The organism is Pseudonocardia sp. MH-G8, from assembly GCF_002262885.1.
Taxonomy (GTDB): domain Bacteria; phylum Actinomycetota; class Actinomycetes; order Mycobacteriales; family Pseudonocardiaceae; genus Pseudonocardia.
The window spans coordinates 44,352-70,228 of the sequence record NZ_NKYF01000012.1 but is presented as its reverse complement, the minus strand read 5'-3'; the positions used below and the strand labels follow the sequence as shown (position 1 = coordinate 70,228).

Below are 25,877 nucleotides of genomic sequence, written 5' to 3'. Positions count from 1 at the left end.
ACATCTCGATGATCAGCCCGACCGCGCCGGCATTCAGCCGGCGCCGGCTGCTCGGCAGTGCTGCCGGGCTCGCCACGGCGGCCCTGCTGGCGGGCTGCGGCGGGCCTGCCGGTGTCCGCGACGCGGGGCCACCGCGTCGCGGGGGCGTGCTGCGGGTGGGGGTGACCGGCGGTGGGTCGTCGGACACGCTCGACCCGCACAGCCCGGCGACCAACCCGGACATCGCCCGCACGCTCAGCCTGTACGAGCCGCTGCTGCACTGGGACGACGCCTACACCCTGCAACCCGCCGTCGCCGAGTCGGTGCGCGCCGAGCCCGGTGCCCGCGCCTGGACCGCGACGATCCGCCCCGGCATCACCTTCCACGACGGCCGCCCGGTCACCCCGGACGACGTGGTGGCCACGTTCGCCCGCATCACCGACCCGAACGACCCGAAGTCCGGCGCGTCCCAGTTCTCGGTGCTGCGCGAGGTCGTCGTCGTCGGGGACCGGCAGGTGCGGTTCGAGCTGACCGAGCCCTCCCCCGTGTTCGACCAGTACCTGGCCGAGTACTCCTGCGGCATCGTGCCCGCCGACTTCGACATCGAGCGCCCGGTGGGCACCGGCGCCTTCAAGTTCGCCTCGTTCACGGCGGGCCAGCAGAGCGCGTTCGTCCGACACGAGGGCTACTGGCGGCCCGACCAGCCCTACGTGGACCGGCTCGAGCTGATCAACTTCGCTGAGGACGACGCGCGGATCAACGCGCTGCTCTCCGGCCAGGTCGACGCGATCGACCAGGTGCCGCTCTCGCTCACCGAGGTCGTCGGTTCCTACGAGTCGATCCGGCTGCTCACCTCCGAGACCGGGTCGTGGCTGCCCTTCACCATGCGGGTGGACGTCGCTCCGTTCGACGACGTCCGCGTCCGGCAGGCGCTGCGGCTGATCGCCGGCCGGGACGAGCTGGTCAACCAGGTGCTGTCCGGCCAGGGCGTGCGCGGCGTCGACCTCTACGCCCGCTTCGACCCCCTGTACCTGGACCCGCGGCGCGAGCAGGACCTGCAACGCGCCCGCGACCTGCTGTCCTCGGCGGGGAAGCCGAACCTGTCGCTGGAGCTGGTGACCTCACCGATCCAGGCGGGCACGGTCGAGGCGGCGCAGGTGTTCGCCACCCAGGCCCGCGCGGCCGGCGTCGAGATCGGGCTGCGCCGCGTGGACACCTCCACGTTCTTCTCCGACCAGTACCTGCAGTGGGAGTTCGCCCAGTCGTTCTGGAACACCCGCAACTACATCCCGCAGGCGTCCCAGTCGTCCACGCCGGACGCCCCGTTCAACGAGACGCACTGGGAGGACCCCGAGTACCTGGCCGTGATCGGGCGGGCCCGCTCCGAGGTGGATCCGCAGCTGCGCGCGCAGCTGGTGCAGCAGGCGCAGGAGATCGAGTTCGACCGCGGCGGCTACATCATCTGGGGCTTCCCGAACCGGGTGGACGCGGCCCAGGCCTACGTCGGCGGTCTCGTCCCGAACCGAACCGGGTTGTCCCTGTCCGGCTACGAGTTCCGGAAGGCGTGGGTGAACGCATGACCGGGTCCTCGCTCCCCCGCATGATCGTGAAGCGGCTGCTGATCAGCGTGCTGGTGCTGCTGGTGGTCTCGCTGCTGGTGTTCGGCGCCACGCTGCTGCTGCCCGGCGACCCGGCGCGCGCGATCCTCGGCCAACAGGCCACCCCCGAGCGCGTCGCGGCGCTGTCGGAACAGCTCGGGCTCGACGCCCCCGCCCCGCAGCGCTACCTGGAGTGGCTCGGCGGCATCCTCACCGGTGACCTCGGCTTCTCCGCCGCCACCCAGGGACCGGTCGCCGACCTGCTCGCGGGCCGGCTGGTCGCGTCCGGGCTGCTGCTGGTGCTCACCGCGCTGGTCAGCACGCCGATCGCGCTGGCGCTCGGCGCGTGGGCGGCGGTGCGCCGCGGCTCGCGCACCGACTCCGCCCTCTCCGGCTCGAGCCTGGTGCTGGCCGCACTGCCCGAGTTCGTGATCGGCGTGCTGCTGGTGGTGCTGCTGGCCACGTCGGTGTTCCAGGTACTGCCGTCGGTGACGCTCGCCCGGCCCGGCGAGCCGGTGTGGTCCCGGCCCGAGCAGCTGGTGCTGCCGGTCGTGACGCTGGCCCTGGTGGTGATCCCGTACGTCGTGCGCATGACCCGGGCCACGCTGTCCGAGACGCTCGACGCCGGGTTCGTCGAGATGGCCCAGCTCAAGGGCCTCCCGGAGCGGACGGTGCTGGTTCGCCACGCCGTCCCGCACACGATCGGCCCGGTCGCACAGGTGCTGGCGTTGCAGCTGGCGTGGCTGGCGGGCGGCGTCGTGGTGGTGGAGTTCCTGTTCCGCTACCCCGGCATCGGCCAAGCGTTGATCGATGCCGTCAGCAACCGCGACGTGCAGGTCGTGCAGGCCATCACGATGATCATCGCCGCGTTCTACGTGCTGGTGAACCTGGCCGCGGACGTGGCCGGAATGCTCGCCGACCCGCGGATCCGCCACTCGACATCGGGAGGTGGCGCATGAGCGCCCCCGCTGTGCAGCAGTACACGGCGCCTGCCGGGCTCCTCCGCCGGACGTTCCGCCGCCGCCAGGCGCGGATCGGGGCGGTGCTGACCCTCGTCGTCGTGCTGATCGCCCTGCTCGGGCCGGTGCTCGGCCCGCTGCTCACCGGCTACGACATCGACGACTTCGCCGGCCGCCCGTTCCGCGCCGACGGCGCCGCGGGCACCGACGACCTCGGGCGCGACGTCCTGACCCGGTTCCTCGCCGGCGGCGGCCCGGTGCTGCTCTACGCGCTGGCCGCCACCGCGATCGGCATCGTCGGCGGCGCGGTCACCGGGATGCTCGCCGGCTACTCCGGCGGGCGGCTCGATTCGCTGATCATGCGGGGCGGGGACGTGCTGCTGTCCTTCCCGCAGCTGGTGCTGGCGCTGCTCGCCGTGGCCGTGCTCGGCTCGTCGGGCTGGCTGCTGGTGCTGGTCATCGGCATCACGCACATCCCTCGCGTGGCACGGGTGGCCCGCCAGGCGACCCTGGTCGTCGCAAGCCAGGACTACGTGCTGGCGGCGCGGATGTACGGCGTGCCACGACGGCGGATCCTCACCACGGAGGTGCTCCCGAACATCACCGGACCGCTGATGGTGGAGCTGGGCCTGCGGCTGACCTACTCGATCGGCTACGTGGCGTCGCTGTCGTTCCTGGGCCTCGGCGTGCAGCCGCCCGCAGCGGACTGGGGCCTGCAGATCAACGAGAACCGGATCGCCCTCATCGTCACGCCGTGGGGCGTGCTGCTCCCGGTGATCGCGATCGCCGTGCTCACCGTCGGCACCAACATGATCACGGACGCGCTCGCCAAGGAGTCCGCGGACACCACCGGGGAGGTGGCGGCATGACCGCGCCGACGACCACAGGGACCATCACCGCCACCATCACCTGCACCGACCTGCGGGTCGCCACCACCGGTGGCCGCGAGGTGCTGCACGGCGTCGACTACGCCGTCACGCCCGGGGAGATCCTCGCGCTCGTCGGCGAGTCCGGGTCCGGCAAGACGACGGCCGCGCTGGCCGCGCTCGGCCACTTCCGGACCGGTCTGGAGTGCACCGGCGGCACCATCGCGTTCCACGGGCACACCGAGACCCACGACGACCTGCTGACCCTGCCCGCGGCCACGCTGCGCGGGGTCCGCGGCCGGCTGGTCTCCTACGTGCCGCAGGACCCGGCGCTGTCGCTGAACCCGTTGCTGCGCATCGGCACCCAGGTCTGTGAGGTGCTGGAGGCGCACGCCTTCGACGGCGACGCGAACGAGCGCGTGCGGGAGGTGCTCGGCGACGTCGGCCTCCCGACCGACGACGCCTTCCTGCGCCGCTACCCCCACCAGCTCTCCGGCGGCCAGCAGCAGCGGGTCGGCATCGCGGCCGCGTTCGCGTGCCGCCCCGACGTCGTCGTGCTCGACGAGCCCACCACCGGGCTGGACGTCACCACCCAGGACCTGGTACTCGACACCGTGCGGGACCTGGTGACCCGCTCACGCACGGCCGCGCTCTACATCACCCACGACCTCGCCGTCGTCGCCGGGCTGGCCGACCGGGTCGCGGTGATGCAGGCGGGCGAGGTCGTCGAGACCGGCACCGTCGCGCAGGTCGTGCAGGCACCGGAGCACCCCTACACCCGGCAGCTGATCGCGGCGGTGCCCGACCTGCACCGGGCGGTGGAGAAGGACGCCGTGCCGACCGGGAGCGGGGCGGGCACACCGCTGCTGCGCGTGTCCGGCGCCGGCAAGCGCTACGGCGCCAAGTCGGTGCTGGACGGCGTGGACCTGCAGCTGTGGCCCGGCGAGTGCCTGATGCTGCTCGGTGAGTCCGGCTCCGGGAAGACGACGCTGGCCCGCGGCCTGTCCGGGCTGCTGGACCTGGACGCGGGCACGCTGTCGCTGGGCGGCGAGCCGCTCGCCACGCCGCGCACCTACGCCCAGCTGCGCAGCGTGCAGTACGTGTTCCAGAGCCCGTTCGCCTCGCTCAACCCGCGGCGCACCATCGCCAGTTCCCTGGAGGTGCCGCTGCGCCACCTCACCGACCTCGACCCCGACGCCCGGCGCGCCCGCGTGCTCGACATGCTCGACCAGGTGCGGCTGGACTCCTCGTTCGCCGGGCGCTACCCGGGCGCGCTGTCGGGCGGGGAGCGGCAACGCGCGGCGATCGCCCGCGCGCTGGTGACCGCACCCGACGTGCTGGTGTGCGACGAGGTGACCTCGGCGCTGGACGTGTCGGTGCAAGCCGCGATCCTGGACCTGCTGGCCCTGGTCCGGCGCGACCTGGGCACGGCCATGCTGTTCGTCACCCACAACATCGCGCTGGCCCGCGAGGTGGCGGACCGGATCGCGGTACTGCAGGGCGGGCGGATCGTCGAGCAGGGCCCGGTCGAGCAGGTGCTGGCCGACCCCCAGCACTCCTACACCCGGGAGCTGCTGGAGCACACGCCGTCGATGACCGTCGCCCGCTGAGCCGGGCCTGCGTGTCAGGCGTCGAGGACGACGTCGGAGACCGGAATCGACTGGCAGGTGAGGCACTGGTCGTCGGGCAGGTCGTCGCCGGGGGCCACGAGGTGCGCCACCTCGCCCTGCAGGACGGGAACGGTGCAGCTCTCGCACTGTCCCAGCCGGCAGCCGCTGGGCAGCGAGAGGCCCTGGCGCTCGGCGAGCTGGAGCAGGGTGCCGTCCCGCCGGTGCCACCGCACCTCCCGGTCCGAGCGGGCGAAGCGGACGCGCGCGGTGGCGTCGTCGGGAACGGCGACCTCGCGCGGGGTGGAGCGGAACCGTTCGGTGAAGACCTCGAAGCGCGGGACCCCGCGTGCGACGAGCCCCTCCACCAGGTCCTCGAGCATCCCCTCCGGGCCGCAGACGTAGAAGAGCGCACGACGCCGGATCAGGTCCGCCTCCACGTGCTCGGCCCGCACCCGCCCCTGCAGGGTGAAGTCGCGACCGGCCACCTCGTCGGCGCCCGGCCTGCTGTAGTGGTCGATGACGCGCAGGTTCGGGATCGCGGCGGCGAGGGACCGGATGCGGTGGCCGAACACGTGCGACGCGGCGCCGCGGCTGCCGTGGTGCAGCACGATCTCGGGGACGTCGGCTCCGCAGGCGGCGACGGTCTCCAGGTACCCGACGAACGGGGTGACACCGACCCCCGCGGCGAGCAGCACGACCGGCCTGCGGTGCTCGGTGGGGATCGCGAACAGACCGTTCGGTGCGGTCACGCGCACCCGGGTGCCCGCCGCGAACCGCTCGTGCACGATCGCCGAGAAGTGCCCGGCCTCGACGCGCCGGACCGCGATGTCGTACGCGCCGCGGCGGGCGTCCCGGGCGGCGCAGGTGAGGGAGTAGCTGCGGACCGTGGCCGGGTCGTCCTCGGTGGCGAGGGTGATGTGCTGGCCGGGCCGGAAGTCCGGCAGCGGTGACCCGTCGCGCGGACGCAGCCGGACGGACACGACGCCGTCGCTCTGCTGCGCCGTCGCGGCCACCTCGAACCCGCGCTGGCCGGACCAGCCGGTGCCGCCGACCGGGCGGACGGCGCACCTCGTCGCGCGCATCGGGACCGACCCGCTGACCGGGTCGCGTTCGGCGTCGTCGATGAGCAGGTTGTAGTTCGCGCCGCCCTCGCTCAGCGGGTCGGACCCCGCCAGGGCCAGGTCGGGCGCGGACTGCCACCAACCGTGCTCGGCGACCACGACGTCGGGGTGCAGGGCCGGGTCGATGCGGGCGCGCATCCGCACGGAGGCGTTGGCGGTGGCGATCTCCACCTGGTCGCCGTCGGCGATGCCGTGGGCCGCGGCCGTCGACCCGCTCACGTCGACGACCGGCTCGGGGGAACGCCGGCGCAACGAGGAGATCCCGCGGTGCTGGCTGTGGCAGAAGTGCCCGCTCTTGGCGCAGGTCAGCACCAGCGGGAACCGGAGGTCGGGCGCCGCCTCCGGCTGGACGGGCACGGCCGGGTAGCCGTGCTCGGCGAGCCGCTCGGAGTACAGCTCGACGCGCCGGGTCGGCGTGGCGAACCCCGCCACGCCCCCATGCTCGAGCGCATCGGCGTACTTGCGATGGCGCGTCGTGAGGGGGATCCGGATGCCGCCGGGGCGCTCGCGCAGCTCGTCGACGGTGATCCCGAGCGGAGCCAGCTGGTGGTTCCAGGCCGCCTCGACGTCGCCGTCGAAGAAGTCCGCCCCCATGCCAAGGCGCTGTGCCAGGTCGAACACCACCTCGGTGTCCGAGCGCGCCTGCCCGACCGGCTCGACCATCCTCGGTCGGTGCTGGACGTGTTCCTGCCCCCGTTCGCTGCCCGCGAAACCGATCCTGATGGCCTCGCGCTCCCACGCGGTCCCGACCGGCAGCACGATGTCGGCGAGCTGCGCGGTCGGGTTCATGAACAGGTCGAGGTGGACCGAGAACTCGAGGTTGCGCAGTGCGGCGGCCGTGCGAACGGGGTCGGGCTGGGAGAGCAGCAGGTTCCCCCCGAACGACACGAGCGCCCGCACCGGGTAGGGCCGCTCGTCCAGGATCGCCTCGCACAGGTCCCGTGCGGTGACCCACCCCTGCGCGGGCGGTCCGAGCGGGAGGCGCTGCGCTCCGAGCGCCTTGGCGCGCTGCGCGGGGGCGAGCTGGTCGAACCCGGTCACGGCGTTCACCGGGAGCTGGGGGAGCACGACGTTGCCGCCCGGGGCGTCGTAGCTCCCGGTCAACGCGTAGAGGGTGGCGATCGCGCGTTCGGTCTGCGTCGCGTTCGCGCTCTGCCCCACGCCCGACCAGGCGGCGTAGGCCACGGACCGCGCGGCGGCCAGGTCGTCGACGAAGGCGCTGACCCGTTCGGGCTCCACACCCGTGACCGCAGCGGTGCGCTCCACGGGCCACTCCGCACAGGCCTGCGCGTACCGCTCGAAGGCGGGAACGCAGTCGACGTCGCCCGCCCGCGTGCGGACCCGCCGGGTGCCCCGCAGCGCCAGGGCGTCCGGCGCGGCCGCCGGGAACGTCGTGTCGTAGGGCTCGGCCCGGCCGGTGCGTTCGTTCCAGACGACGAAACCGGTGGTTGCCGGGTCGATGTCCTCGGCTCGGAGGAACCGGCCGGTGTCGCCGCGGACCAGCATCGGCCCGTTGCTCCAGGCCCGCACGAAACCCTCGTCGTGACCGCCTCGGCGGACGAGCTCGTGTGCGATACCCATGGCGAGCGCCGCGTCCGTGCCCGGCCGCACCCGCAGCCAGTGGTCGGCCTGCAGCGCGCTGGTGGAGCGGCGTGGGTCCACCACCGCGAGGCGGGCGCCGCGGGACCGCGCCTCGGCCAGGGCCGTGGACTGCGCCAGCCAGGTCTTGGCCGGGTTGTGCCCCCACAGGATCGCCAGGTCGGTGCCCGCGTAGTCGGGCGCCGGGAGGCTGCTACCGAAGGTGAAGGCGTGTGCGTAGTCCTTGTGCCAGTTGCAGATCTCGGTCGAGTAGCAGATGTTCGGGCTGCCGTAGAGCCGGATGAAGCGCTCGACCCAGTCGATGGAATCGGACATCGCCGTGCCGCTCGGCGAGGTCACCGAGAAGGCGACGGCCTCCGGGCCGCTGGTGTCGCGGACCTCCCCGAGCCGCTCCGCGATCTCGGCGAGCGCCTCGTCCCACCCGATCTCCCGCCACCGCGGATCCGGATCCGATCGGGGTGTGGTGCGGCGCAGCGGACGCGTCAGGCGGTCCGGGCTGTGCACGATCTCCGGCGCGGCCCTGCCCTTCGGACACATCGCCTGACCGGTGGGGTGCTCGACGTCGGGCCGGACCGACACCAGCGCACCGGCCTCGACGGTGTAGATGCCGCCGCAGCGCGAACGGCAGAGGGTGCAGTAGCCGCGCACCTCGCCCATGGGCCCCCCTGTGGTCGCCTCCCCGACCACCGTAGGAGATGCGGCTACCGGCGTGGAACGCATTCTCGGGTGACCCGGACGGCACCCGGTGTGAGGGTCCAGTCATGACCACCGAGGTGCGCACGTCCGCAGGAACCGTCCGGGGTAGCTGGAGCGACGGCATCGCCGCCTACCGCGGCATCCCCTTCGCCGCGCCGCCGGTGGGGCCCGACCGGTTCGCCGTTCCCCGCCCGGCGTCGCCATGGGACGGCGTCCGCGACGCCACCCGCAACGGCTCGCCCCCACCGCAGCCGGGCCGCACGACCGAGGGCCCGGACTGGCTGAACCTCGCCGTCTGGACACCCGCTCCGGGCCGGACCGGGCTGCCCGTCGTGGTCTGGATCAGCGGCGGCGGGTTCCTGAACTGCAACGCGGCCAACCCGCACCTCGACGGCACCACCCTGGCGGGCACGGGCGCGGTGGTGGTGAGCGCCCACTACCGCACCGGGGCCGAGGGCTTCGCCCGGATCGAGGGCGCGCCGGACAACCGCGGCCTGCTCGACCAGATCGCCGCGCTCCGCTGGGTGCAGGAGAACATCGCCGGGTTCGGCGGCGACCCGGAGAACGTCACGGTCCTCGGCCAGTCGGCGGGGGCGAACTCGATCGCTGCGCTGCTGGTGATGCCCGCGGCGGCCGGGCTGTTCCGCCGCGCGATCCTGCAGAGCCTCCCGGAGACCTACTTCGCCCCCGACCTCGCGGCCGACATCGCCCGCGAGATCACCGCCGGGCTCGGCCGGGCACCGCGTCTCGCGGACCTCGCCGATGTCGCACCCGACGACCTCGTGGCGGCGGCCCGGTCGGTGACCGAGCGCCTCCCGCACTACGCGGACCGGTGGGGCGCCGTGGCCCACACCCCCACCCCGTTCTCCCCCGTCGTGGACGGCGAGGTCCTGCGCGAGGCTCCCTGGGCCGCGCTCGCCGCCGGCGCCGCCCGTGACGTCGACCTGCTCATCGGGCACGGCCGCGACGAGTTCAGCCTGCTCGCCCGGCGGCTCACCGACGTCGACGACACCGAGGCGGACGCGCTGATCGACGCCTTGACCCCGACACCCGGCTCCCGCCGCTACCGCACGGCCTACCCGCTGCTGTCCCCGACCGCGCTGCGCGACACGGCCATGTCCGACTGGCTCTTCCGCATGCCGGCCCTGCACCTCGCCGACGCGGCCCACACCGGTGGGGCCCGGGTCTGGTTCTACGAGCTGTGCTGGGGTTTCAACTCCCTGGGCGCCTCGCACAGCCTCGACACGCTGCTCGTCTTCGGCACCGCCGAGATCGGCACCGGCCTCGCGGACGCCGGCCCTGACCTCGTGACGCAGTCCCGGCGCCTCTCGGAGCTGATGCGGACAGAACACGTCGCGTTCGCGGCCACCGGCGACCCCGGCTGGACCCGCTACGACCCGCGGGAGCGCGCGACCCGGCTGTACGACGCGGAGTCGACCATCGGCCGTTACCTGGAAGAGGAGTCCCGCCGGATCTGGCGCGACCAGCGGTTCGGCGTGCTGGAACGCACGGGCTGACCATGACCGTGCGGCGAGCGCCGGGCAGGTGCGTTCCGCGGAACGCGGTCAGGCCGCCGCCCGGGCCCGGGGCCGGCGCGGGAGCAGCGCATCCAGGATCGGCTCCGGGTCCAGACGCTCGCCGAACCAGTTCGGGGTCAACGTCGCGGCCTCGATCCGGCCCGGGCGTGCATCTCGACCAAACGCTCAGCCCGACCACTCAACACCGGCCCGACCCCCGGGACCAGGGAGCCGTCGGGGCGTAGGAACTGCCACCGGTCGCCCAGCCGGTGGACCCGGTAGCCGTGATCATGGATTACACCGTGGTGGTACGAACACACCAAGATCAGATTGTCGACGTCGGTGCGGCCACCCACCCACCACGGGACCAGGTGGTGGGCGTGCAAGTGACGGACATGGGCACAGCCCGGGAACTGGCATACCTCTCCATCTCGGGAGGTGAGCGCCGCGATCTGCGCCGGCGACGCCAACCGCCGAGATCGGCCCAGGTAGAGCCTGTTACGGGCGCGGTCCTCGAGCAACACCTGCACCCGCGCATCACAGGCCAACCGCTCCACCGTCGCCGCCGGAACCTCCGGCCCGCCGCGGAGCTGCGCGGCACCGGTGGCGGCGTCCAGGTGCACGACCACCTGCGCCTGCCCACGCTGCACGATCTCGTCGTCGGGGCCGCGGGTGAGCAGGACGTGCAGAGCATCCGCGCGGCGGGCCGCCTCCCGATCGAGTGCCGGGCCCGGTTCCTGCTCGAGCGCACGCTGATCCAGATCCTGCGGCGAGGCCGCCGATGCGGGGGTGGCCAGCGATGCGGGGGCGGCCGGCGAGTCGCTGGTCGACACCGACGAACGCATCTGGGCGTCGATGGCAGCGATCAGGGCGGCACCAACCTCGGGGGTGAACCTGGACCGCACGACCAACGACCCGTCACCGTCCCAATGCCAGGACACGCCGCGCCGCGCCGCGGCGTCGACCGGTGGGGTGCAGCGGCGCCGCACCGCCGCCACCACCGTCTCCACATGACCGGCAGTCCCCGACAACGCCAGGTCCAGCAGCACCTGCTCCGCGGTCTCCGCGTCCGCGACCATCACATGACGCAGCTCCGGCTCACCCGCGGCGATCGCCGCCCCGATCCGAGTCAACGCCGCGGTGTCGGTACCGGTCACCCGGGTCAAAGCCCTGACCTTCGAGTAGGAGACCCGCCCCGCAGCGAACGCCTCACTGATCCGCGGCAGACGCGCCAGGGCGTGCGCGACGCGTAGGTGCTCGACCGCGGTACGCACGCTCATCCCCGCCCGCCACGACAACCAGTGCGCACACGACCGGATCCCCGGACCCGCCCAACCCTCCCGATCATCGAACTCGGCCAGGAACTGCAGGAACCGGCACTCCGCAGCCGCGATGTGCCCGGCCAGGCTGAGGACTTCCGTTTCCAGATCACGAAGGCTCATCGCCTGCAAAGGGGTGGGCAGCGCGATCACCGACACCGGGAACCTCCACAGGGGTGTGAACTGACGTTTCCTGTTCAGGATGACATCGGGGTCCGACAATTCTTGGGCGAGCGCGTTCCGCGGAACGCGATGGCACTGATCAATAAAGGAGGGACGGGACCACAGCCAGGCACGGAGGCCGCAACGTGCTCGTTCAGCAACGGGCCTGCTCCCGCATCGGGAACGGCCGCCCGAACGATCAGGGCTGCGGGCCGGGTGCTGCGAGCCGGGCACGGCCCGCCCACCGCACGATCCCACCACGAGCGAGACGTGAGCGGGGTTCGATCACGAGCGCGACCCCGCTCACGTCTCGCTCGTCGCGCACAGACCGAAACGGGGCCACCGGATGACGGTCACACCCGTATCCACGATGGGAAATGCGGCCGGAGGAACAGCGCGCGACACCCGGGATCGCTCGATGGCCGCGCTCCGGAACGCCCGTTTCATGATCAGACTCGATCCTCCTGTGGGCGCGCCGTTCCCGGCCCGCGACCACTGCCCCACACCCCCGCCCCGGTCTTCTGCGCAGTCGCCGGGTTCCCGACCCCTGCCCGTCGGCTGGGTGGGCAACCGTCCCCGCCGCGGGCCCAGGCCCCTTCCGGACGAGCTCGTCGCTGCCGGGTGCGTGCCCGCCTTGCGTTGGTCACGATCCACCGCTCACCGGTGATCATCGGGCGGCACCGGCCCCACTGCGAGTGAGAGCCCGGTACGGGGTGAGGCAGGAGGCATCGAGTCGGGAACGGCGCGCCCACGTGTTGCGGAACGCGGCGATGGCTGAGGCGGCTCACTCCTCCGTGGAGATGAAGACGTTCTTGGTCTCGGTGAAGGCGCTCACCGCGTCCGGCCCGAGCTCGCGCCCCAGCCCCGACTGCTTGTAACCGCCGAACGGGGTCCAGTACCGCACCGAGGAGTGCGAGTTGACCGAGAGGTTGCCGCTCTCCCAGGCCCGGCTGACGCGCAGCGCGCGGCCGATGTCGCGGGTCCACAGCGAGCCGGACAGCCCGTACTCGGTGTCGTTGGCGAGCGCCACGGCGTCCGCCTCGTCGTCGAAGGGCATGACGGCGATGACCGGGCCGAAGATCTCCTCCCGCCACTGCCGCGCGTCCTGCGCGACGGGCGCGAGCACGGTGGGCGGGAACCAGAAGCCGGGGCCGTCCGGGGCCGTTCCGCGGAACGCGACGGCAGCGGTGTCGTCGACGTAGGACGCGACCTTGTCGCGGTGGCCCGCGGAGATCAGCGGGCCCATGGCGGTGGTGTCCTCGGCCGGGTCGCCGACGGCGAAGCCCCGGACCGCGGGTTCGAGCAGTTCCATGAACCGGTCGAAGACGCTGCGCTGCACGAGCACGCGCGAGCGGGAGCAGCAGTCCTGCCCCGCGTTGTCGAACGCCGCTCCCGGCGCCGTGGCGGCGGCGCGCTCCAGGTCGGCGTCGGCGAAGACGATGTTCGCGTTCTTGCCGCCCAGTTCGAGAGTCAGCGACTTCACCTGGTCCGCGCAGTGGCGCATGATCTGCTTGCCGACGGCGGTGGAGCCGGTGAACACGACCTTGCGGACCAGCGGGTGCGTCACCAGCTGCTCGCCGGCCTCGGCGCCCGTGCCGGGCACGACCTGCAGCACGTCCTCGGGAAGCCCCGCCCGGACGGCCAGCTCCTGCAGGCGCAGCGCCGTGAGCGGGGTGTACTCGGCGGGCTTGATCACGACCGTGTTGCCCGCCGCGAGCGCCGGCGCGAAGCCCCAGGCCGCGACCGGCATCGGGAAGTTCCACGGCACGATCACCGCGACCACGCCCAGCGGCTCCTGGAAGGTGATGTCCACACCCCCGGCGACGGGGATCTGCCGGCCGGTCAGGCGCTCCGGTGCGGCGGAGTAGTAGGCGAGGACGTCGCGGACGTTGCCCGCCTCCCACCGGGCGTTGCCGATGGTGTGGCCGGAGTTGCGCACCTCCAGCTGCGCGAGGTGCTCGATGTCGCCGTCCACGACCTCGGCGAAGCGGCGCAGGAGCCGGGCTCGCTCGGACGGCGCCACCTCGCGCCACGTCCGGAAGGCGCGCTGGGCCCGCGCGACGCGCTCCTGCACCTCCACGCGGCCGGGGAACTCGACGCTCGTCAGCACCTTCTCGTCCACCGGGCTGATGACGTCGTAGCTGCTCATCGTCTCCACCTTCCTGGCACTCGCGACGCTGCCCCACGGCAACGCCGAGCACAGTGAACATCTCGAGCTCGACGCCTCGTGCGGCGGGCGTCGCGGCACCGGTAACGGATCACGTGCGCACAGCGACGTCGCAGTCGGCGTTGCCTCACCGCCGCTCCCCCTCGCCGCTCCCCCCGCTCTCGAAGGACACCGACGTGACCACCGCGCAGCTGCTCGACCCCGACCAGGCATGGGCGGTGGTCGACGTGGAGACCTCCGGCCTCCACCCCGGCAGCGGCCGCGTGCTCAGCGTGGCCGCCATGGCCCTCGACGCGGCGGGCCGCCCGGCGGGGCCGCGGTTCGCCTCGCTCGTCAACGCGGGCGGCGACCCCGGTCCGGTCCACGTCCACGGCCTCACGCGGGCGCGCCTCGCCGCGGCGCCCCGCTTCGACGAGATCGCACCCGACCTGCTCGAGGTGCTCGACGGACGCATCCTGGTGGCGCACAACGCCGCGTTCGACCACGGCTTCCTGGCCGCCGAGGCCGAGCGCGCCGGGCTGAAGCTGCCCGTGCGGCAGCGGTTGTGCACGCTCGCGCTGAGCCGTCGCCTCGGCATCGACGTGCCCAACCACAAGCTCGCCACGCTCGCCGGCTACTGGGGCGTGCCCCAGCGGCGCGCCCACGACGCGGAGGACGACACGCAGGTCCTGTCCCGCGTCCTCACCCACAGCCTCCTGCTCGCCGCACAGCTCGGCATGCCGCTGCCGCTGATCGGCTGTGACGGCCGGACCGGCGCCACCCGCTACCCGCCACGCGTCACCACGCCGCCGTGCCCGTGGCGCTACCCCGGCCGGCTGGCCGTCGGACGGCCGCTCGTGCAGGGCATGAAGGTGGCCGTCACGGGCACGACCGGCGAACCGCGGGTCACGCTCGTCGAGCGGCTCACCGCCGCCGGGCTCGACGTGCAGAACTCGGTGAGCCGCCTGACCAGCGCGTTGATCTGCAACGAGCCCGGCCTCGGCACCCGCAAGGCGGAGCGCGCCCGCGAGGAGGGCATCGTCGTGCTCGACGAGGCCACCGTGCTGCGGCTGCTCGACGACGTCCGCCCGGGCGAGCCGCAGGCTGCCCGGCCGGCACCCCGGCGTCCGCGGACTCCCCGGGTGGTGACGCGCGGGCCCCTGTACGGGCGGCGGGTGCTCGTCCTCGGCGGCACGCACCCCCAGGCCGCGGCCGTGCGCACCGAGGTCACCGCGCTGGGCGGGGCCGCGGCGGTGAACCTCAGCGCGGGCGTCACCGACGTGATCCTGATGGCCGGCGGCGAGACCGACCGGCGGCTCACCCGGATCCGCGAGGCGGAACTCCCCCTGCACCGCGGGCAGGTGGCGCTCGGCATCACCGTGCCCGCACCGTGCCCCGAGGCCGTCGAGCCGGGCTACGTCGGGCGACACCGCTGCGAGGCAGCGGGGGCCGGGGTGCCGGTCCTGCCCCGCGGCGCCGTGATCGACCTCCCCGACGAGGGTGTGTGGACGGTCAACGTCGCCTGGCGCGCGGACGCCTTGGCCGACGGCACCGACGTCGACGTGGTCGCCCTCCTGGTCGACGCGGACGAGCAGGTCATCGCCGACGAGGACTTCGTCTTCTACAACGCGCCGGTCAGCGAGCACGGCGCCGTGGTCCTGGCCGCCGACGGCGACAGCGAGCAGAGCATCCGCATCGACCTCGACCTCGTCTCCGACCAGCACAGCAAGATCGTCATCGCCGCGGCGCTGAGCGGGGACGCCACGTTCGGCGACCTCGGCGCGGTCACGCTCAGCGTCGACGGCGACGCGGCCACCGCGGCCACGTCCACGTTGGACGCCGCCACCACCGAAGCCACCTTGCTGCTCGCGGAGATCTACCGGCGCGAGGGCACCTGGCGGCTGCGCGCCATCGGGCAGGGAAACGACGACGGCCTCGCCGAGCTCGCCACCCGCCACGGCGTCGCCGTCGAAGGGGCGTGACCCGCGGCCCCGCGCTCACCTCCGGGGCACGGCATCGGCAGGCCGCTCCCGATCCGTGGCGGCGAGGTCGGTGGCGAACCCGACCACCGCCTGGTCGATCCGGCGCAGCAGCCGGACCGCCGCGAGCAGCTCGGTGCGCCGGCGCGCGTCGTGCCCCTGCGAGGCGTAGGACTCCGCCGCGTCGACCGCGTCCTCCGCGGAGCGGATGGCCGCCCCGCCCTCCTCCCGGTGCAGCAGCACGGCGCGCAGCCCGTCGAGGTTGGCCCGCACGCGCTGCGCGGCCGGTTCCAGCGTGTCGGCCCATCCGGGTTCCACTACCGCGTCGGAGAACCGGGCGAGCCCCCGGGCGTAGTGGTCGACGCCGGTCAGGACGCGCAACGCGCGCTCGTAGCCGATGCGGCCCCGCCGCCGCAGGAACGCGCGCTCGAGCGGCTTCGCCCGCTGGCGCAACGTGCCCAGCGCGTCTCCTGCGTCCCGCGCCAGCTCCACCGCCGGTGTCTCCGGTTCGCGGCCCACGATCCGGTCGACCGCCGCCCGCAGCACCGCGTCGACGGCGTCGACCTGCTCGTCGAGGGCCTCCTCGAACGCATCCCGGGTGCGCTTGGGCAGCACGAGGTAGCCCGCGAGCATCCCCATCGCCACGCCCACCGCGGTCTCCTCGACGCGCACCACGAACGTCGTGAGGTCGAACTGGCCGATCAGGCCGTAGAGCAGCGCGAGCACGGCGGTGATCCAGAAGGCCATCAAGGTCTGGGAGACCCGCACCAGGTAGAGCGCGAGGAACACGCAGCAGAACAGCAGCACGAGCACCAGGGGTGGACGATCGCCGACGAGCACCGCGAGGCCCATGCCCGCGAGCACCCCGCCGATGGTCCCGACCACCCGCTCGTAGCCGCGGCTGAGGACGTCGCCCCGGCTGCTGGTGCCTGCGAACACGATGAACGCCGCGATCACCGCCCAGTACCACCGCGCGGGCGAGACGAGCTCGCCCGCCACGATCGCGAGGCTGGTGGCCACCCCGACCTGCACGGCCTGCCGCGTGGTGATCCGCAACCCCGACGGCTGGTCGTCCTGCTCACCTCCAGGGTCCTTCCCGCGTCCCGTGTCCGTCCCGGTCCGCTCCGCCTCCTCCCCGCGGGCCCGGTCCGACGCCTCCGGCTCGCGCGCGATCTCCAACGCGTCGGCCAGCCGGACCACCGCGAACGCCATGCGGTGCACGCGCGCAGCCGCCCCGTCCGGCTCCACGGTCAGGGCGGCGACGCTGCGCCTCGCGGTGTCCAGCAGGATCGCGACGAACCCGGGCGGTGTGCCGGTGGCCGATGCCGCGCTCAGCGCGCGCAGTGCCGCGAGCAGTGCACGCCGCCGGTCGTCGTCCATCCCGCCCGCCTCGGCCCCGCCGGGGGTGCAGGCGAGCCGCTGCGCGATGAGCGCGAGGCGTTCGGCGGCCAGCTCCGCGTCGAGGACGCGCAGGGCGAGCTCGTCGGGGTCGGTGGCGGCGTGCTCGGTCTCCAGCGCGTCGGCCACGAGCAGGGCCGTCTCGTTGAGCCGGGTCCTGCGCCGCTGCACGTCCTCCAGCTCGCTCTGCAACTGGGACGGCGACGCCCGCAGCAGGTCGGCGACCGCGTCGACGAGGGCGTGGACGTGGGCGCGGAAGGCACGCAGCAGCTGCTCGAGCGCCCGCTCCGGACGCTGGGCGAACACGAGGTCGCGCAGCAGCAGCGTGGACCCGATGCCGACCGCGGCAGCGAGCACGAGCCAGGGCAGCTGGGCCGGTACGGCCCCGAGGAACTGCGTGAAGAAGAACGGCATGACGGCGGCCATGCCCAGTGCGACCCCGCGCGGACCGAACCTGCGCACGTACACCGCCGCCACCATCACGGCGACGAAGACGACATCGGCGACGACGCGGTACGGAGCGAGCAGCGTGCCGCCCGCGACCGCGACGACGGCCGGCGCGAGCATGAGCAGCGTGGTCACCCGCCGCCTGTGCAGGTCGGGTTCGTTGACCGCGAGGTTGCTGACCATCGCCAGCACCGCCGCGAGCAGCACGACGGTGACCGGGAACGCGACCAGCAGCCGCACACCGGTCAACACCGCTGCGGCGAGCACCATCGCCGCCGTGGCGGTGCCGGCGAGGCGCAACCGGACCAGGCCGGGATCGAGGCCGGTCAGGGCGGTGCGGAGCTCCGCGAACCGGGCCCTGAACCGCACGCGGGAAGTCTCCCACGCCGGATGCGAGCCCGCGGTGCTCGCGGCGAGGCGCGTCAGTCGGCCAGGGCCGGGTTGCGACGCACGGCGACCAGACTGGTGATCGCGGTGATCGCCAGCACCCCGACGATCACGGACAGCGACACCCCGATGCTGACCTCCGGCACCGCGATCGGCTCACCGTTGTTGAGGAACGGCAGCTCGTTCTCGTGCAGGGCGTGCAGCACGAGCTTCACACCGATGAAGCTGAGGACCACCGCGAGCCCGTAGGACAGGTAGATCAGCTTCTTGAGCAGCCCGCCGAGGAGGAAGTAGAGCTGGCGCAGGCCCATCAGCGCGAACGCGTTGGCGCTGAAGACCAGGTACGCCTCCTGGGTCAGGCCGAAGATCGCAGGGATGGAGTCGAGCGCGAACAGCAGGTCGGTGAGCCCGATCGCGATCATCACGATGAGCATCGGGGTGACCCAGCGCTTGCCGTCGATCCGGACCGTGGTGCTGGAGCCGTGGTACTCGTCGGTGACGGGGAGGACACGCCGGATGAGCCCGACGACCTTGGGTTCCTTCCACTCCTCGTCGTCGCCTCCCACTCCCTGCCGGACCATGTTCACGGCCGTGTAGATCAGGAACGCGGCGAAGAGGTAGAAGACCCAGCTCAGGGCGTTGATCACGGCAGCGCCGGCGGCGATGAACAGGCCGCGCATCAACAACGCGATCACGATGCCGACCAGCAGCACGCGGTGCTGGTGGATCGCCGGCACCGCGAACGACGACATGATGATCACGAAGACGAACAGGTTGTCGACCGAGAGCGAGTACTCGGTGATGTAGCCGGCGAAGAACTCCCCGGCGTACTGGCCGCCGGCGAAGAACCAGAGGCCGAGACCGAACAACCCCGCGAGCCCGACGTAGAAGAGCACCCAGTAGGTGGCCTCTTTGATCGTCACGGCGTGCGGCTTGTGGTCGACCAGGAACAGGTCGGCCAGGATCACGGCGGCCAGGCCGCCGATCGTGGCGAACCAGAGCCAGACGGGCACGTTCACGGGGGAACCTCTCCACGAATCTCGGGCAGCAGCGGGCCGCCCCGAGGTCTCTCCCCTCCGCGTCCGTGTCGGACCGCGAACCGATGGCGCCGGGTCCGAGACCCGCGTGATTGGCATTCCTGGGCCGCGGAGCCTCTCGCCGTGCTGACGACGCCACCGCGACCGGGATACTCCCCTGCGGTGCACCGCAAGAATGCCGGTCCCGAACGACGATTTCCACCGAGGGTGACTTGGAACACGGTAGGGCGTTGGCGCCGAATAGACGCACCTGCGAGATTCGCGATGTATATCCGATTAGCCGGGCGATACGTTTACAAATCGGGCGGGTCGGACATTCCGGGTGATCACCTCAGATGCCGCGGCCGCGGTACGGTGCGCGGAACCGTCGCGCACGCGCGGAGATGGGAGGCTCACGTGGTCGAGGCCGGCCGAGCGTCGATGCGGTCCGACGCCGAGCAGAACCGTGCTCGCATCCTGGACGTCGCACGCGCGGCACTGGGCGAGTCGAGCGCCGCGACCCTCAACTCGATCGCCAAGAGGGCCGGCGTCGGCCAGGGCACGATGTACCGGCACTTCCCGAATCGGGAGGCGCTGCTGCTCACCCTCTACCGCCGCGACGTCGAGGCGCTGATCGAGGCCGCGCCCGCACTGCTGGCCGAGCATCCACCGGTCGAGGCGCTGCGCCTCTGGCTGGACCGCCTGGCCGCGTACAGCAGGATCAAGCACGGTGTCGCGCAGGCGGTCGAGGCCGCCACGCGCGCCGACCTGTCGAGCGAGTACTACGACCGCGTGGCCGCGGCGATCACCCTGCTGCTGGACGCGGGCAAGGGAGCAGGCCGGGTGCGGGCCGACATCGATGCGGACGACATGCTCCTGCTGGTCGGTTTCCTGTGGCGCCTCGACGATCGCGCGTACCACGCACGGTCCCAGCGCCTGCTGACCACCGTGCTGAACGGCCTGCGGACCGGCTGATCCGGCGCCCGACCTCCGCTGCCGTGCCCGTGGTCAGAGCGGTCGGCGGAGTCCCGCGATGAGCAGGTCGACGAGGCGGCGCGCGTCGTAGCTCGGATCGTGCTCGGCGCCGATGCAGAGGTTCCCGACACCGCGCATGAGCTCCACGGCCCGCAGGTCGGCCCGGATCTCGCCGGACGCGGCGGCAGCGTCGAGCAGCTGGGCGCACACGGGCACGAGGCGGTCGAGGAAGTAGGCGTGCAGCGAGTCGGCGCCGGCGTTGTCGGACTGCAGCACGGCGGCGAGCCCGTGCTTGGTGACCAGGAAATCGACGAAGAGGTCGATCCAACGCCCCAGCGCGGCGTAGGGGGTGGCGCTGCTCGCCAGCAGGGCCGGACCGGCCTCGGCGCAGGCCTCGACCTGGTGCCGGTAGACCGCGAGGATGAGGTCCGCCCGCGTCGGGAAGTGCCGGTAGATCGTGCCCATCCCGACGCCCGCCTCGGCCGCGATGTCCCGGACCGGCGCTTCCACCCCGGACCTGACGAAGACCGCGGCGGCCGCGTCGAGCAGCGCCTCCTCGTTGCGGCGCGCGTCCGCCCGCTTGGGCCGGGCGGACCGCTGCGCCACATCGTGACCGGAGCGGGGTTCCACCTGCTCATCATGTCAGAGGACGGACAGGCGGGAGCGACCCCTCGAACTGCTCCCGCCTGCCGCGCCCGTGGGACCCGGATCAGCTGCGCGGGACGTACCCCATCACGCCGTCGACGCCGTAGCCGGCGACGACGAGGTCGACCCGGCCCTCGCGCCCGACCCTCCAGTCGGAGTTCTTGCTGTACCGCACGAGCGGCATCGCGTCGTCCTCCTGGTCGGCGTAGACGTAACCGACCACACCCTCGTTCTCGAACCGGCCGCTCATCCGCGAGATCTCGTCCTCGTTCACGCTGAGCAGGTAGGTCTGGTGACCGTCCTGCTTGCGGAGCCGGTACACCGGAATGGCGCCCTCGGCCTCCTCGGTGAGCATGGAGATGCCGCGGGAGTCGGACTTCGGGGTGAAGCCGTACTCGCGCTGTGCGCGGTCGGCCTCGGCCGGGTCGAGGGTGTAGAAGCTGCCCGTGTTGTCCGCCGTCGCGAACTCCAGCAGCGGCTTCTGGTGCTCCTGTCCCTCTCGCGCAGTTGCGGTCGTCGCTGTCGACAGTCCCGCCGTCGACGGTTCGGCCGCCAACGCCACGTTCGACGTCACGACCGTTCCCGCAGTGGCCGCCACGAGCACCAACGACGCCACGATTTTCGAGCGGTAACCCGCCATTCCTGCATTCCTTCCGTTGCTGCAGCCGCCACCGGTAGGTGACGCAGGAGGTTAACGACGCACACGGGGGCCGCGTCACCCATTCGTGATAGCTCGCGGAGCAGCGGATTCAACGCACGCACAACGACCCCGCAACACCGCAAGGCCGCGATGCCCGCATCACCGTCACCGAGGGTGAGGAGGTCCGGAGGCTTCTGCTCGATCGACGGTCGCCGACGCCAACAGCGCCTCGATCTCGTCCACGGCGGGGTCTCGCCCGCCTGCTGAGGGGATCCGGGTGGCCGCCCGCCAGACCGCGATCGCCTGGTCGTGTTCGCCGATCGCCATCAGCTGCTTCCCCAGCTCGGCTCTGATCGAAACCTCCAGGTACGTGGTCTCCGTCCGGTGCGCGACGTCGAGGGCATTGCGGTAGTCCTGGACGGCGGAATGGTGGTCACCGCGCATGGCATGAATGTGCGCGATGGTCTCGAAGACGGCCACCAGCCGGAACTGCTCGGCGCCGTCCTGGAGGGCCTCGAGTGCCCGATGGGCGCGGTCGAGCGCCTCATCGAACCGACCGAGTCCCAGGTAGGACTCGGCGAGGTTGTTCAGGGCGAAGGCCGCGTAGAGCGAGTTGTGATCACGGGTGTACAGCTGTTGGGCGTGCTCGAGGATCGCCCTGCCCTCGTCGAAGCGTTCGAGCCTGTTGTACGCGCTCCCCGTGTTGAGGAGCGCGGTTGCCTGTTCCGTGAGCTCACCCAGCTCGCCGAAGATCGTGAACGCCCGTTGGCAACTCGCGATCTCCTGCTCGAACCCCTCGACCCGGCCGTACGCCACGCCGAGGCCGTTGCGGCACTTCGCCTCCAGGAACGCGTTGCCGGTCGTGACGGCGAGCTGGACCGCGGCTTCCCCGAGCTCGATCATCGATTGCGGGTATCCGCGCATGTAGAAGTAGTTCCAGCTGAGCTGGCTGAGTACGGCACCGCTCTCCGGGTGGCCGTGGGCAGCTGCGGTCGTGACGACCTCGACGATCGCGGTGCGCTCGCGGTCGAACCAGGCGACGGCGTCCTGCAGCGAGGTGAACCGCATCGGTACGACGCCCTCGGGCGGCGTTGCGGTTACGGGCATCCGATGGGGAGTGCCGGACAGGTGGGCGCGGGCGCTCGCCGCGGTGTGGACGTACCACGCCACGAGCCGAGAGTGGGCCGCGTCGGCGTCGGCACGGTGCTGCTCGCGCGCGAAGTCACGTAGCAGGTCGTGGAGCTCGTAGCGTTCGGGGAAGCGCTGCTCGAGCAGGCTCACGGTCGTCAGCCGGTCCAGGACGTCGCGCGCCTGCGCCGGGTCGACCCCTGCCAGCGCGGCCGCAGCCGAGACGCTGATGCCGTTGCCCGGGTAGAGGCCGAGCAGGGCGAACATGCGGGCGGCGTCGGGTTCGAGCGTGGTGTAGGACCAGGCGAAGACCGAGCGCAGGTCGGTGTCGTCGGAGTCCTGGATGGTCAGCGCGCCGAGCCGCCTGCGGTGGTCGGTCAGTTCGGCGACGACCTCGGCCAGCGACGCGTCCGGGAAGCGGTTGATCCGCTCGGCCGCCAGCCGCAACGCCAGCGGCAAGCGGGCGCAGGCCGTGACGACGGCTTCAGCGTGCGCCGGTTCCCGGTCGACGCGGTCCTGGCCGATCGCCTCACCGAGCAGCTGCAGCGCTTCGGGCACGGTCAGCAGGTCCAGCGCGATGTGCCGCGCGCCCTCACGGACCGAGAGCGCGTGCAACCGCCGCCGGCTGGTGACCAGCACCAGCCCGCCGTTCCCGGGAAGCAGCGGCCGGACCTGGTCGCTGTCCCCTGCGTTGTCGAGCAGGATCAGCATCCGGCGTGCGGCCAGCCGGCTGCGGAGCAGCGCCGAGCGCTCGTCGACCCCCGGCGGGACCCGGTCGGGTGCCACGCCCAGCGTCCGCAACAGCGTCTCGAGGGCGTCCGCGGCGCTGACCGGATCGTCCGGGCCGCAGCCGCGCAGATTGAGGTACAGCTGCCCGTCCGGGAAGTGCTGCTTGGCGTGTTGCGCCCAGTGCACCGCGAGCGCGGTCTTCCCGATGCCCGCGGTGCCGTGGACGGCCGAGATGACGACCGGGGCCGAATCCGGTTGCCTGTCCGGCCCGGCGTGGTCGAGAAGCCTGTCGAGGCGCTCGATCTCGCCGGCACGACCGACGAATCCGGGCACGTCCGACGGCAGCTGCCTCGGCGTCTCCCGTTCGACCGGGGCGTGGTCGATCCGGTCGGCCGCGGGATCCACGGGTGCCCCGGCCTCGCCGTCCAGCATCAGTTGGTAGAGCTGCTGCAGGGCCGGGCCGGGGTCGGCACCCATCTCGTCCGCCAGCCGCCGACGTATCCGGTCGTACATCGTGAACGCGTCGGCCTGGCGGCCACTGCGACACAGCGCGGTGATGCACTGGCCGACGACACGCTCGTCGAGCGGGTGTGCCACGGCCAGCGCGGCGAGCTCGGCCACCAGCTCCGCGTGCCGGCCCCGTCGCAGCCGCGCATCGTGCCAGTCCAGCCGCACGGCGAACCGCTCCGCGGCGAGGCGTTGCCGGACATCGACGGCCCACGGGGTGTCGAGTTCGGCAAGGGCGTCGCCGCGCCACAGGGCCAGCGCCTCGCGGTAGAGCTCCACGGACGCGGCCCCGCCGCTCGCGCGGGCCCGCGCCGACAGGTCACGGAACCGGTGCAGGTCGACGGCTGCCTCATCGATCTCCACGAGGTACCCGCCGGGTCCGCGGCGGATCCCACCCTCGCCCATCAGGGCCATCGCGGCGCGCAGCCGGGACAGGTAGCTCCGCAGCGTCCCCGCGGCACGCAGCGGTGGACGGTCACCCCAGACCCGGGTGACGAGCTCGCCGAGCGGGACCGCGTGGCCGGCGTCGACGAGGAGGACGGCGAGCACGGCCCGCTGCCGGGCGGGCCCCAGGTCGATCTCCCGACCACCCACCCGCCCGGTCGTCTCCCCCAGCACGCCGAGCTCAGCACGCATTGCAGCCCCTCCATCGGCCGACAGCCCTCGACCGCGATGCACGCGGCCCGCCTGTGACGAGCTCAGCATGCCGGGATGGGGCCCGCCGACGGACATCGGGTGGGGGAACCGGCGATTGAGACATCCATCCCGTTGCACGAATCCACATTTCGTGGCCGCATCAGTGGGAGATAACCGCGATCAACACCGTGACCTGGCATTCTTCCGCTTCTCGAAGCTCCGACAGAAGCGGAAGTCGAGCCCCGCTCGCCGGACCGGGCGACTCCGGCGGACTGGTAGCTTCCGATTCATGGAATGGGGTTTCCGATCAGCTGAAGAGTGTGTGGGCGCTTTGCGCGCCGGTGACGTGAGCTCGGTGGAATTGACCGGCGAGGCGATAGCCCGCATCGAACGCGACGACAAGACGATCAACGCGATCTGCGTGCCGGACTTCGACCGGGCGCGGGCCGCCGCCCACCGCGCCGACCAGGCGCGCGCCCGCGGGGAGAACCGGGCGCTGCTCGGCGTTCCGGTGACGGTCAAGGAGTCCTACGACATCGCCGGGCTGCCCACCACCTGGGGCATGCCGCCGCACCGCAACCACGTTCCGAACGAGGATGCGGTGCAGGTGTCGCGTCTCAGGACCGCAGGCGCGGTGGTGCTCGGCAAGACCAATGTGCCGTTGGGGCTCCAAGATATCCAGAGCTTCAACGAGATCTACGGCACCACCCACAACCCGTGGGATCACGACCGCACGCCGGGCGGGTCCTCGGGGGGTTCCGCGGCGGCACTGGCATCCGGGTTCGGGGCGCTGTCCATCGGATCCGACATCGGCGGATCGCTGCGCACGCCCGCGCATTTCTGCGGGGTGTACGCGCACAAACCGACGCTCGGGCTGGCGGCGAACCGCGGCATGGTCGCGCCGCCCGGACCGGCGTTGCCGACCGACCTCGACCTCGCCGTCGTCGGCCCGATGGCACGCACCGCCCGCGACCTCACGCTCCTGCTCGACGTGATGGCCGGACCGGACCCGCTGACGCTCGGCGTGGCGCACCACGTGACGCTGCCGCCCGCCCGTCACGACCGGATCGGCGACTTCCGGGTGCTGGTCCTCGACGACCATCCCCTCATCCCGACCGGGTCCGCGGTACGAGCCGGTCTCCAGCGGGTCGTCGACGCGCTGGCCGCCGGCGGCGCGCGCATCGAGCGGCACAGTCCCCTGCTGCCCGATCCGAGCGAGGCCGCGACGCTCTACACGCAGCTGATGTTCTCGAGCTCCGCTGCACACTTTCCCGTGGACGCGTACGAGCAGCTGCGGATCCGCGCCGCCGCACTGGACGCGGACGACCAGAGCCTCGCCGCGGCACGGCTGCGCGGCATGGTGCTGAGCCACCGCGACTGGATGGCGGCGGACAACCGTCGCCAGCTCCACCGCCACGGCTGGCGGCAGCTGTTCGCCGAGTTCGACGCCGTGGTCTGCCCGATCACGCCGACTCCCGCGTTCCCGCACGACCACGACCCCGACCTGCTGGGCCGCCGGATCGACATCGACGGTGTGGCGTACCCGTACCTCGACCAGCTCGTCTGGGCCGGTCTGGCCACCATGCCCGGGCTGCCCGCCACCGCCGTACCCGCGGGCCGCTCCCCCGAGGGCCTGCCGGTGGGGGTGCAGCTCGTCGGTCCGATGTACGAGGACCGCACCCCGCTGCGGCTGGCCGAACTGCTCGAGCAGGAGATCGGAGGCTTCCAGGCGCCGCCGGACCGGTGAGCGTTCCGTCGATGGCCACCATCGCCTGCCCGCATCCGCGCCCGGGGATGTTCACCTCGCCGACCACCGCG

Annotated in this window: 16 protein-coding genes; 8 read left to right on the top strand and 8 right to left on the bottom strand. The window is 72.6% G+C overall.

The features are described 5' to 3' along the window. Window positions 1-8: 8 nt before the first annotated feature. Genes CFP66_RS25070 through CFP66_RS25055 form a run of 4 tightly spaced genes read left to right on the top strand, consistent with a single transcriptional unit; the run spans window position 9 to window position 5,012 of the window. Window positions 9-1,559, top strand: a complete 1,551-nt coding sequence (locus CFP66_RS25070; RefSeq protein ID WP_094927616.1) for an ABC transporter substrate-binding protein — start codon at window positions 9-11, stop codon at window positions 1,557-1,559. Continuing rightward, entirely contained in the window at window positions 1,556-2,536 is a 981-nt protein-coding gene (locus CFP66_RS25065; protein ID WP_094927615.1) for an ABC transporter permease, read from the top strand. The genes CFP66_RS25070 and CFP66_RS25065 overlap by 4 nt, the downstream gene beginning before the upstream one ends. After that, window positions 2,533-3,405 (top strand): ABC transporter permease, encoded by an 873-nt coding sequence (locus CFP66_RS25060; protein ID WP_233159700.1) that lies wholly within the window; start codon window positions 2,533-2,535, stop codon window positions 3,403-3,405. The genes CFP66_RS25065 and CFP66_RS25060 overlap by 4 nt, the downstream gene beginning before the upstream one ends. Next, entirely contained in the window at window positions 3,402-5,012 is a 1,611-nt protein-coding gene (locus CFP66_RS25055; protein WP_094927613.1) for an ABC transporter ATP-binding protein, read from the top strand. Before CFP66_RS25060 ends, CFP66_RS25055 begins: the two co-directional genes overlap by 4 nt. Before the next feature lie 14 nt (window positions 5,013-5,026). Here the strand turns inward: CFP66_RS25055 and CFP66_RS25050 are convergent, their stop codons facing one another. Further along, a complete protein-coding gene (locus CFP66_RS25050) occupies window positions 5,027-8,389 on the bottom strand; it encodes a molybdopterin-dependent oxidoreductase (protein ID WP_094927612.1) in 3,363 nt (1,120 codons plus the stop codon). 104 nt (window positions 8,390-8,493) lie between these two features. On the opposite strand from CFP66_RS25050, the gene CFP66_RS25045 reads away from it, so the two are divergent. Then, window positions 8,494-9,945 (top strand): carboxylesterase/lipase family protein, encoded by a 1,452-nt coding sequence (locus CFP66_RS25045; protein WP_094927611.1) that lies wholly within the window; start codon window positions 8,494-8,496, stop codon window positions 9,943-9,945. A gap of 137 nt (window positions 9,946-10,082) precedes the next feature. Here the strand turns inward: CFP66_RS25045 and CFP66_RS25040 are convergent, their stop codons facing one another. Together CFP66_RS25040 and CFP66_RS25035 are read right to left on the bottom strand one after the other, a co-directional pair. Next, window positions 10,083-11,423 (bottom strand): HNH endonuclease signature motif containing protein, encoded by a 1,341-nt coding sequence (locus CFP66_RS25040; RefSeq protein ID WP_094927610.1) that lies wholly within the window; start codon window positions 11,421-11,423, stop codon window positions 10,083-10,085. Window positions 11,424-12,210: 787 nt separating this feature from the next. Continuing rightward, window positions 12,211-13,575 (bottom strand): aldehyde dehydrogenase, encoded by a 1,365-nt coding sequence (locus tag CFP66_RS25035; RefSeq protein WP_094927609.1) that lies wholly within the window; start codon window positions 13,573-13,575, stop codon window positions 12,211-12,213. Between the two features lie 194 nt (window positions 13,576-13,769). On the opposite strand from CFP66_RS25035, the gene CFP66_RS25030 reads away from it, so the two are divergent. Next, entirely contained in the window at window positions 13,770-15,554 is a 1,785-nt protein-coding gene (locus tag CFP66_RS25030) for a TerD family protein (protein WP_233159699.1), read from the top strand. 15 nt (window positions 15,555-15,569) lie between these two features. On the opposite strand, the gene CFP66_RS25025 is transcribed toward CFP66_RS25030, so the two are convergent. Continuing rightward, window positions 15,570-17,765, bottom strand: coding sequence for an FUSC family protein (locus CFP66_RS25025; RefSeq protein ID WP_094927608.1), 2,196 nt, complete (start codon window positions 17,763-17,765; stop codon window positions 15,570-15,572). 53 nt (window positions 17,766-17,818) lie between these two features. Then, window positions 17,819-18,802: a TerC/Alx family metal homeostasis membrane protein gene (locus CFP66_RS25020; RefSeq protein WP_094927607.1), complete on the bottom strand. Its 984-nt coding sequence runs from the start codon at window positions 18,800-18,802 to the stop codon at window positions 17,819-17,821. 438 nt (window positions 18,803-19,240) lie between these two features. Here CFP66_RS25020 and CFP66_RS25015 point away from each other — a divergent pair, with 438 nt between their 5' ends. After that, on the top strand, window positions 19,241-19,774 hold the full coding sequence (locus CFP66_RS25015; RefSeq protein WP_094927757.1) for a TetR/AcrR family transcriptional regulator: 534 nt from the start codon (window positions 19,241-19,243) through the stop codon (window positions 19,772-19,774). A 33-nt stretch (window positions 19,775-19,807) separates the two neighbouring features. Here CFP66_RS25015 and CFP66_RS25010 read toward each other — a convergent pair whose 3' ends face one another. From CFP66_RS25010 to CFP66_RS25000, 3 genes are all read right to left on the bottom strand, one after another. Continuing rightward, entirely contained in the window at window positions 19,808-20,404 is a 597-nt protein-coding gene (locus tag CFP66_RS25010) for a TetR/AcrR family transcriptional regulator (protein ID WP_233159698.1), read from the bottom strand. A 79-nt stretch (window positions 20,405-20,483) separates the two neighbouring features. Then, window positions 20,484-21,059 (bottom strand): hypothetical protein, encoded by a 576-nt coding sequence (locus CFP66_RS25005; RefSeq protein ID WP_094927605.1) that lies wholly within the window; start codon window positions 21,057-21,059, stop codon window positions 20,484-20,486. Window positions 21,060-21,224: 165 nt separating this feature from the next. After that, window positions 21,225-24,059 (bottom strand): BTAD domain-containing putative transcriptional regulator, encoded by a 2,835-nt coding sequence (locus CFP66_RS25000; RefSeq protein ID WP_158228206.1) that lies wholly within the window; start codon window positions 24,057-24,059, stop codon window positions 21,225-21,227. A gap of 289 nt (window positions 24,060-24,348) precedes the next feature. On the opposite strand from CFP66_RS25000, the gene CFP66_RS24995 reads away from it, so the two are divergent. Next, window positions 24,349-25,806, top strand: a complete 1,458-nt coding sequence (locus CFP66_RS24995) for an amidase (RefSeq protein ID WP_094927603.1) — start codon at window positions 24,349-24,351, stop codon at window positions 25,804-25,806. Window positions 25,807-25,877 lie beyond the last annotated feature (71 nt).

Bases quoted from the DNA above. Each gene is read 5' to 3' on its own strand.
- CFP66_RS24995 (WP_094927603.1), top strand. From the start codon at position 24,349: ATGGAATGGGGTTTCCGATCAGCTGAAGAGTGTGTGGGCGCTTTGCGC.
- CFP66_RS25070 (WP_094927616.1), top strand. From the start codon at position 9: ATGATCAGCCCGACCGCGCCGGCATTCAGCCGGCGCCGGCTGCTCGGC.
- CFP66_RS25065 (WP_094927615.1), top strand. From the start codon at position 1,556: ATGACCGGGTCCTCGCTCCCCCGCATGATCGTGAAGCGGCTGCTGATC.
- CFP66_RS25060 (WP_233159700.1), top strand. From the start codon at position 2,533: ATGAGCGCCCCCGCTGTGCAGCAGTACACGGCGCCTGCCGGGCTCCTC.
- CFP66_RS25000 (WP_158228206.1), bottom strand. From the start codon at position 24,059: ATGCGTGCTGAGCTCGGCGTGCTGGGGGAGACGACCGGGCGGGTGGGT.
- CFP66_RS25045 (WP_094927611.1), top strand. From the start codon at position 8,494: ATGACCACCGAGGTGCGCACGTCCGCAGGAACCGTCCGGGGTAGCTGG.
- CFP66_RS25015 (WP_094927757.1), top strand. From the start codon at position 19,241: ATGCGGTCCGACGCCGAGCAGAACCGTGCTCGCATCCTGGACGTCGCA.
- CFP66_RS25050 (WP_094927612.1), bottom strand. From the start codon at position 8,389: ATGGGCGAGGTGCGCGGCTACTGCACCCTCTGCCGTTCGCGCTGCGGC.
- CFP66_RS25055 (WP_094927613.1), top strand. From the start codon at position 3,402: ATGACCGCGCCGACGACCACAGGGACCATCACCGCCACCATCACCTGC.
- CFP66_RS25005 (WP_094927605.1), bottom strand. From the start codon at position 21,059: ATGGCGGGTTACCGCTCGAAAATCGTGGCGTCGTTGGTGCTCGTGGCG.
- CFP66_RS25035 (WP_094927609.1), bottom strand. From the start codon at position 13,575: ATGAGCAGCTACGACGTCATCAGCCCGGTGGACGAGAAGGTGCTGACG.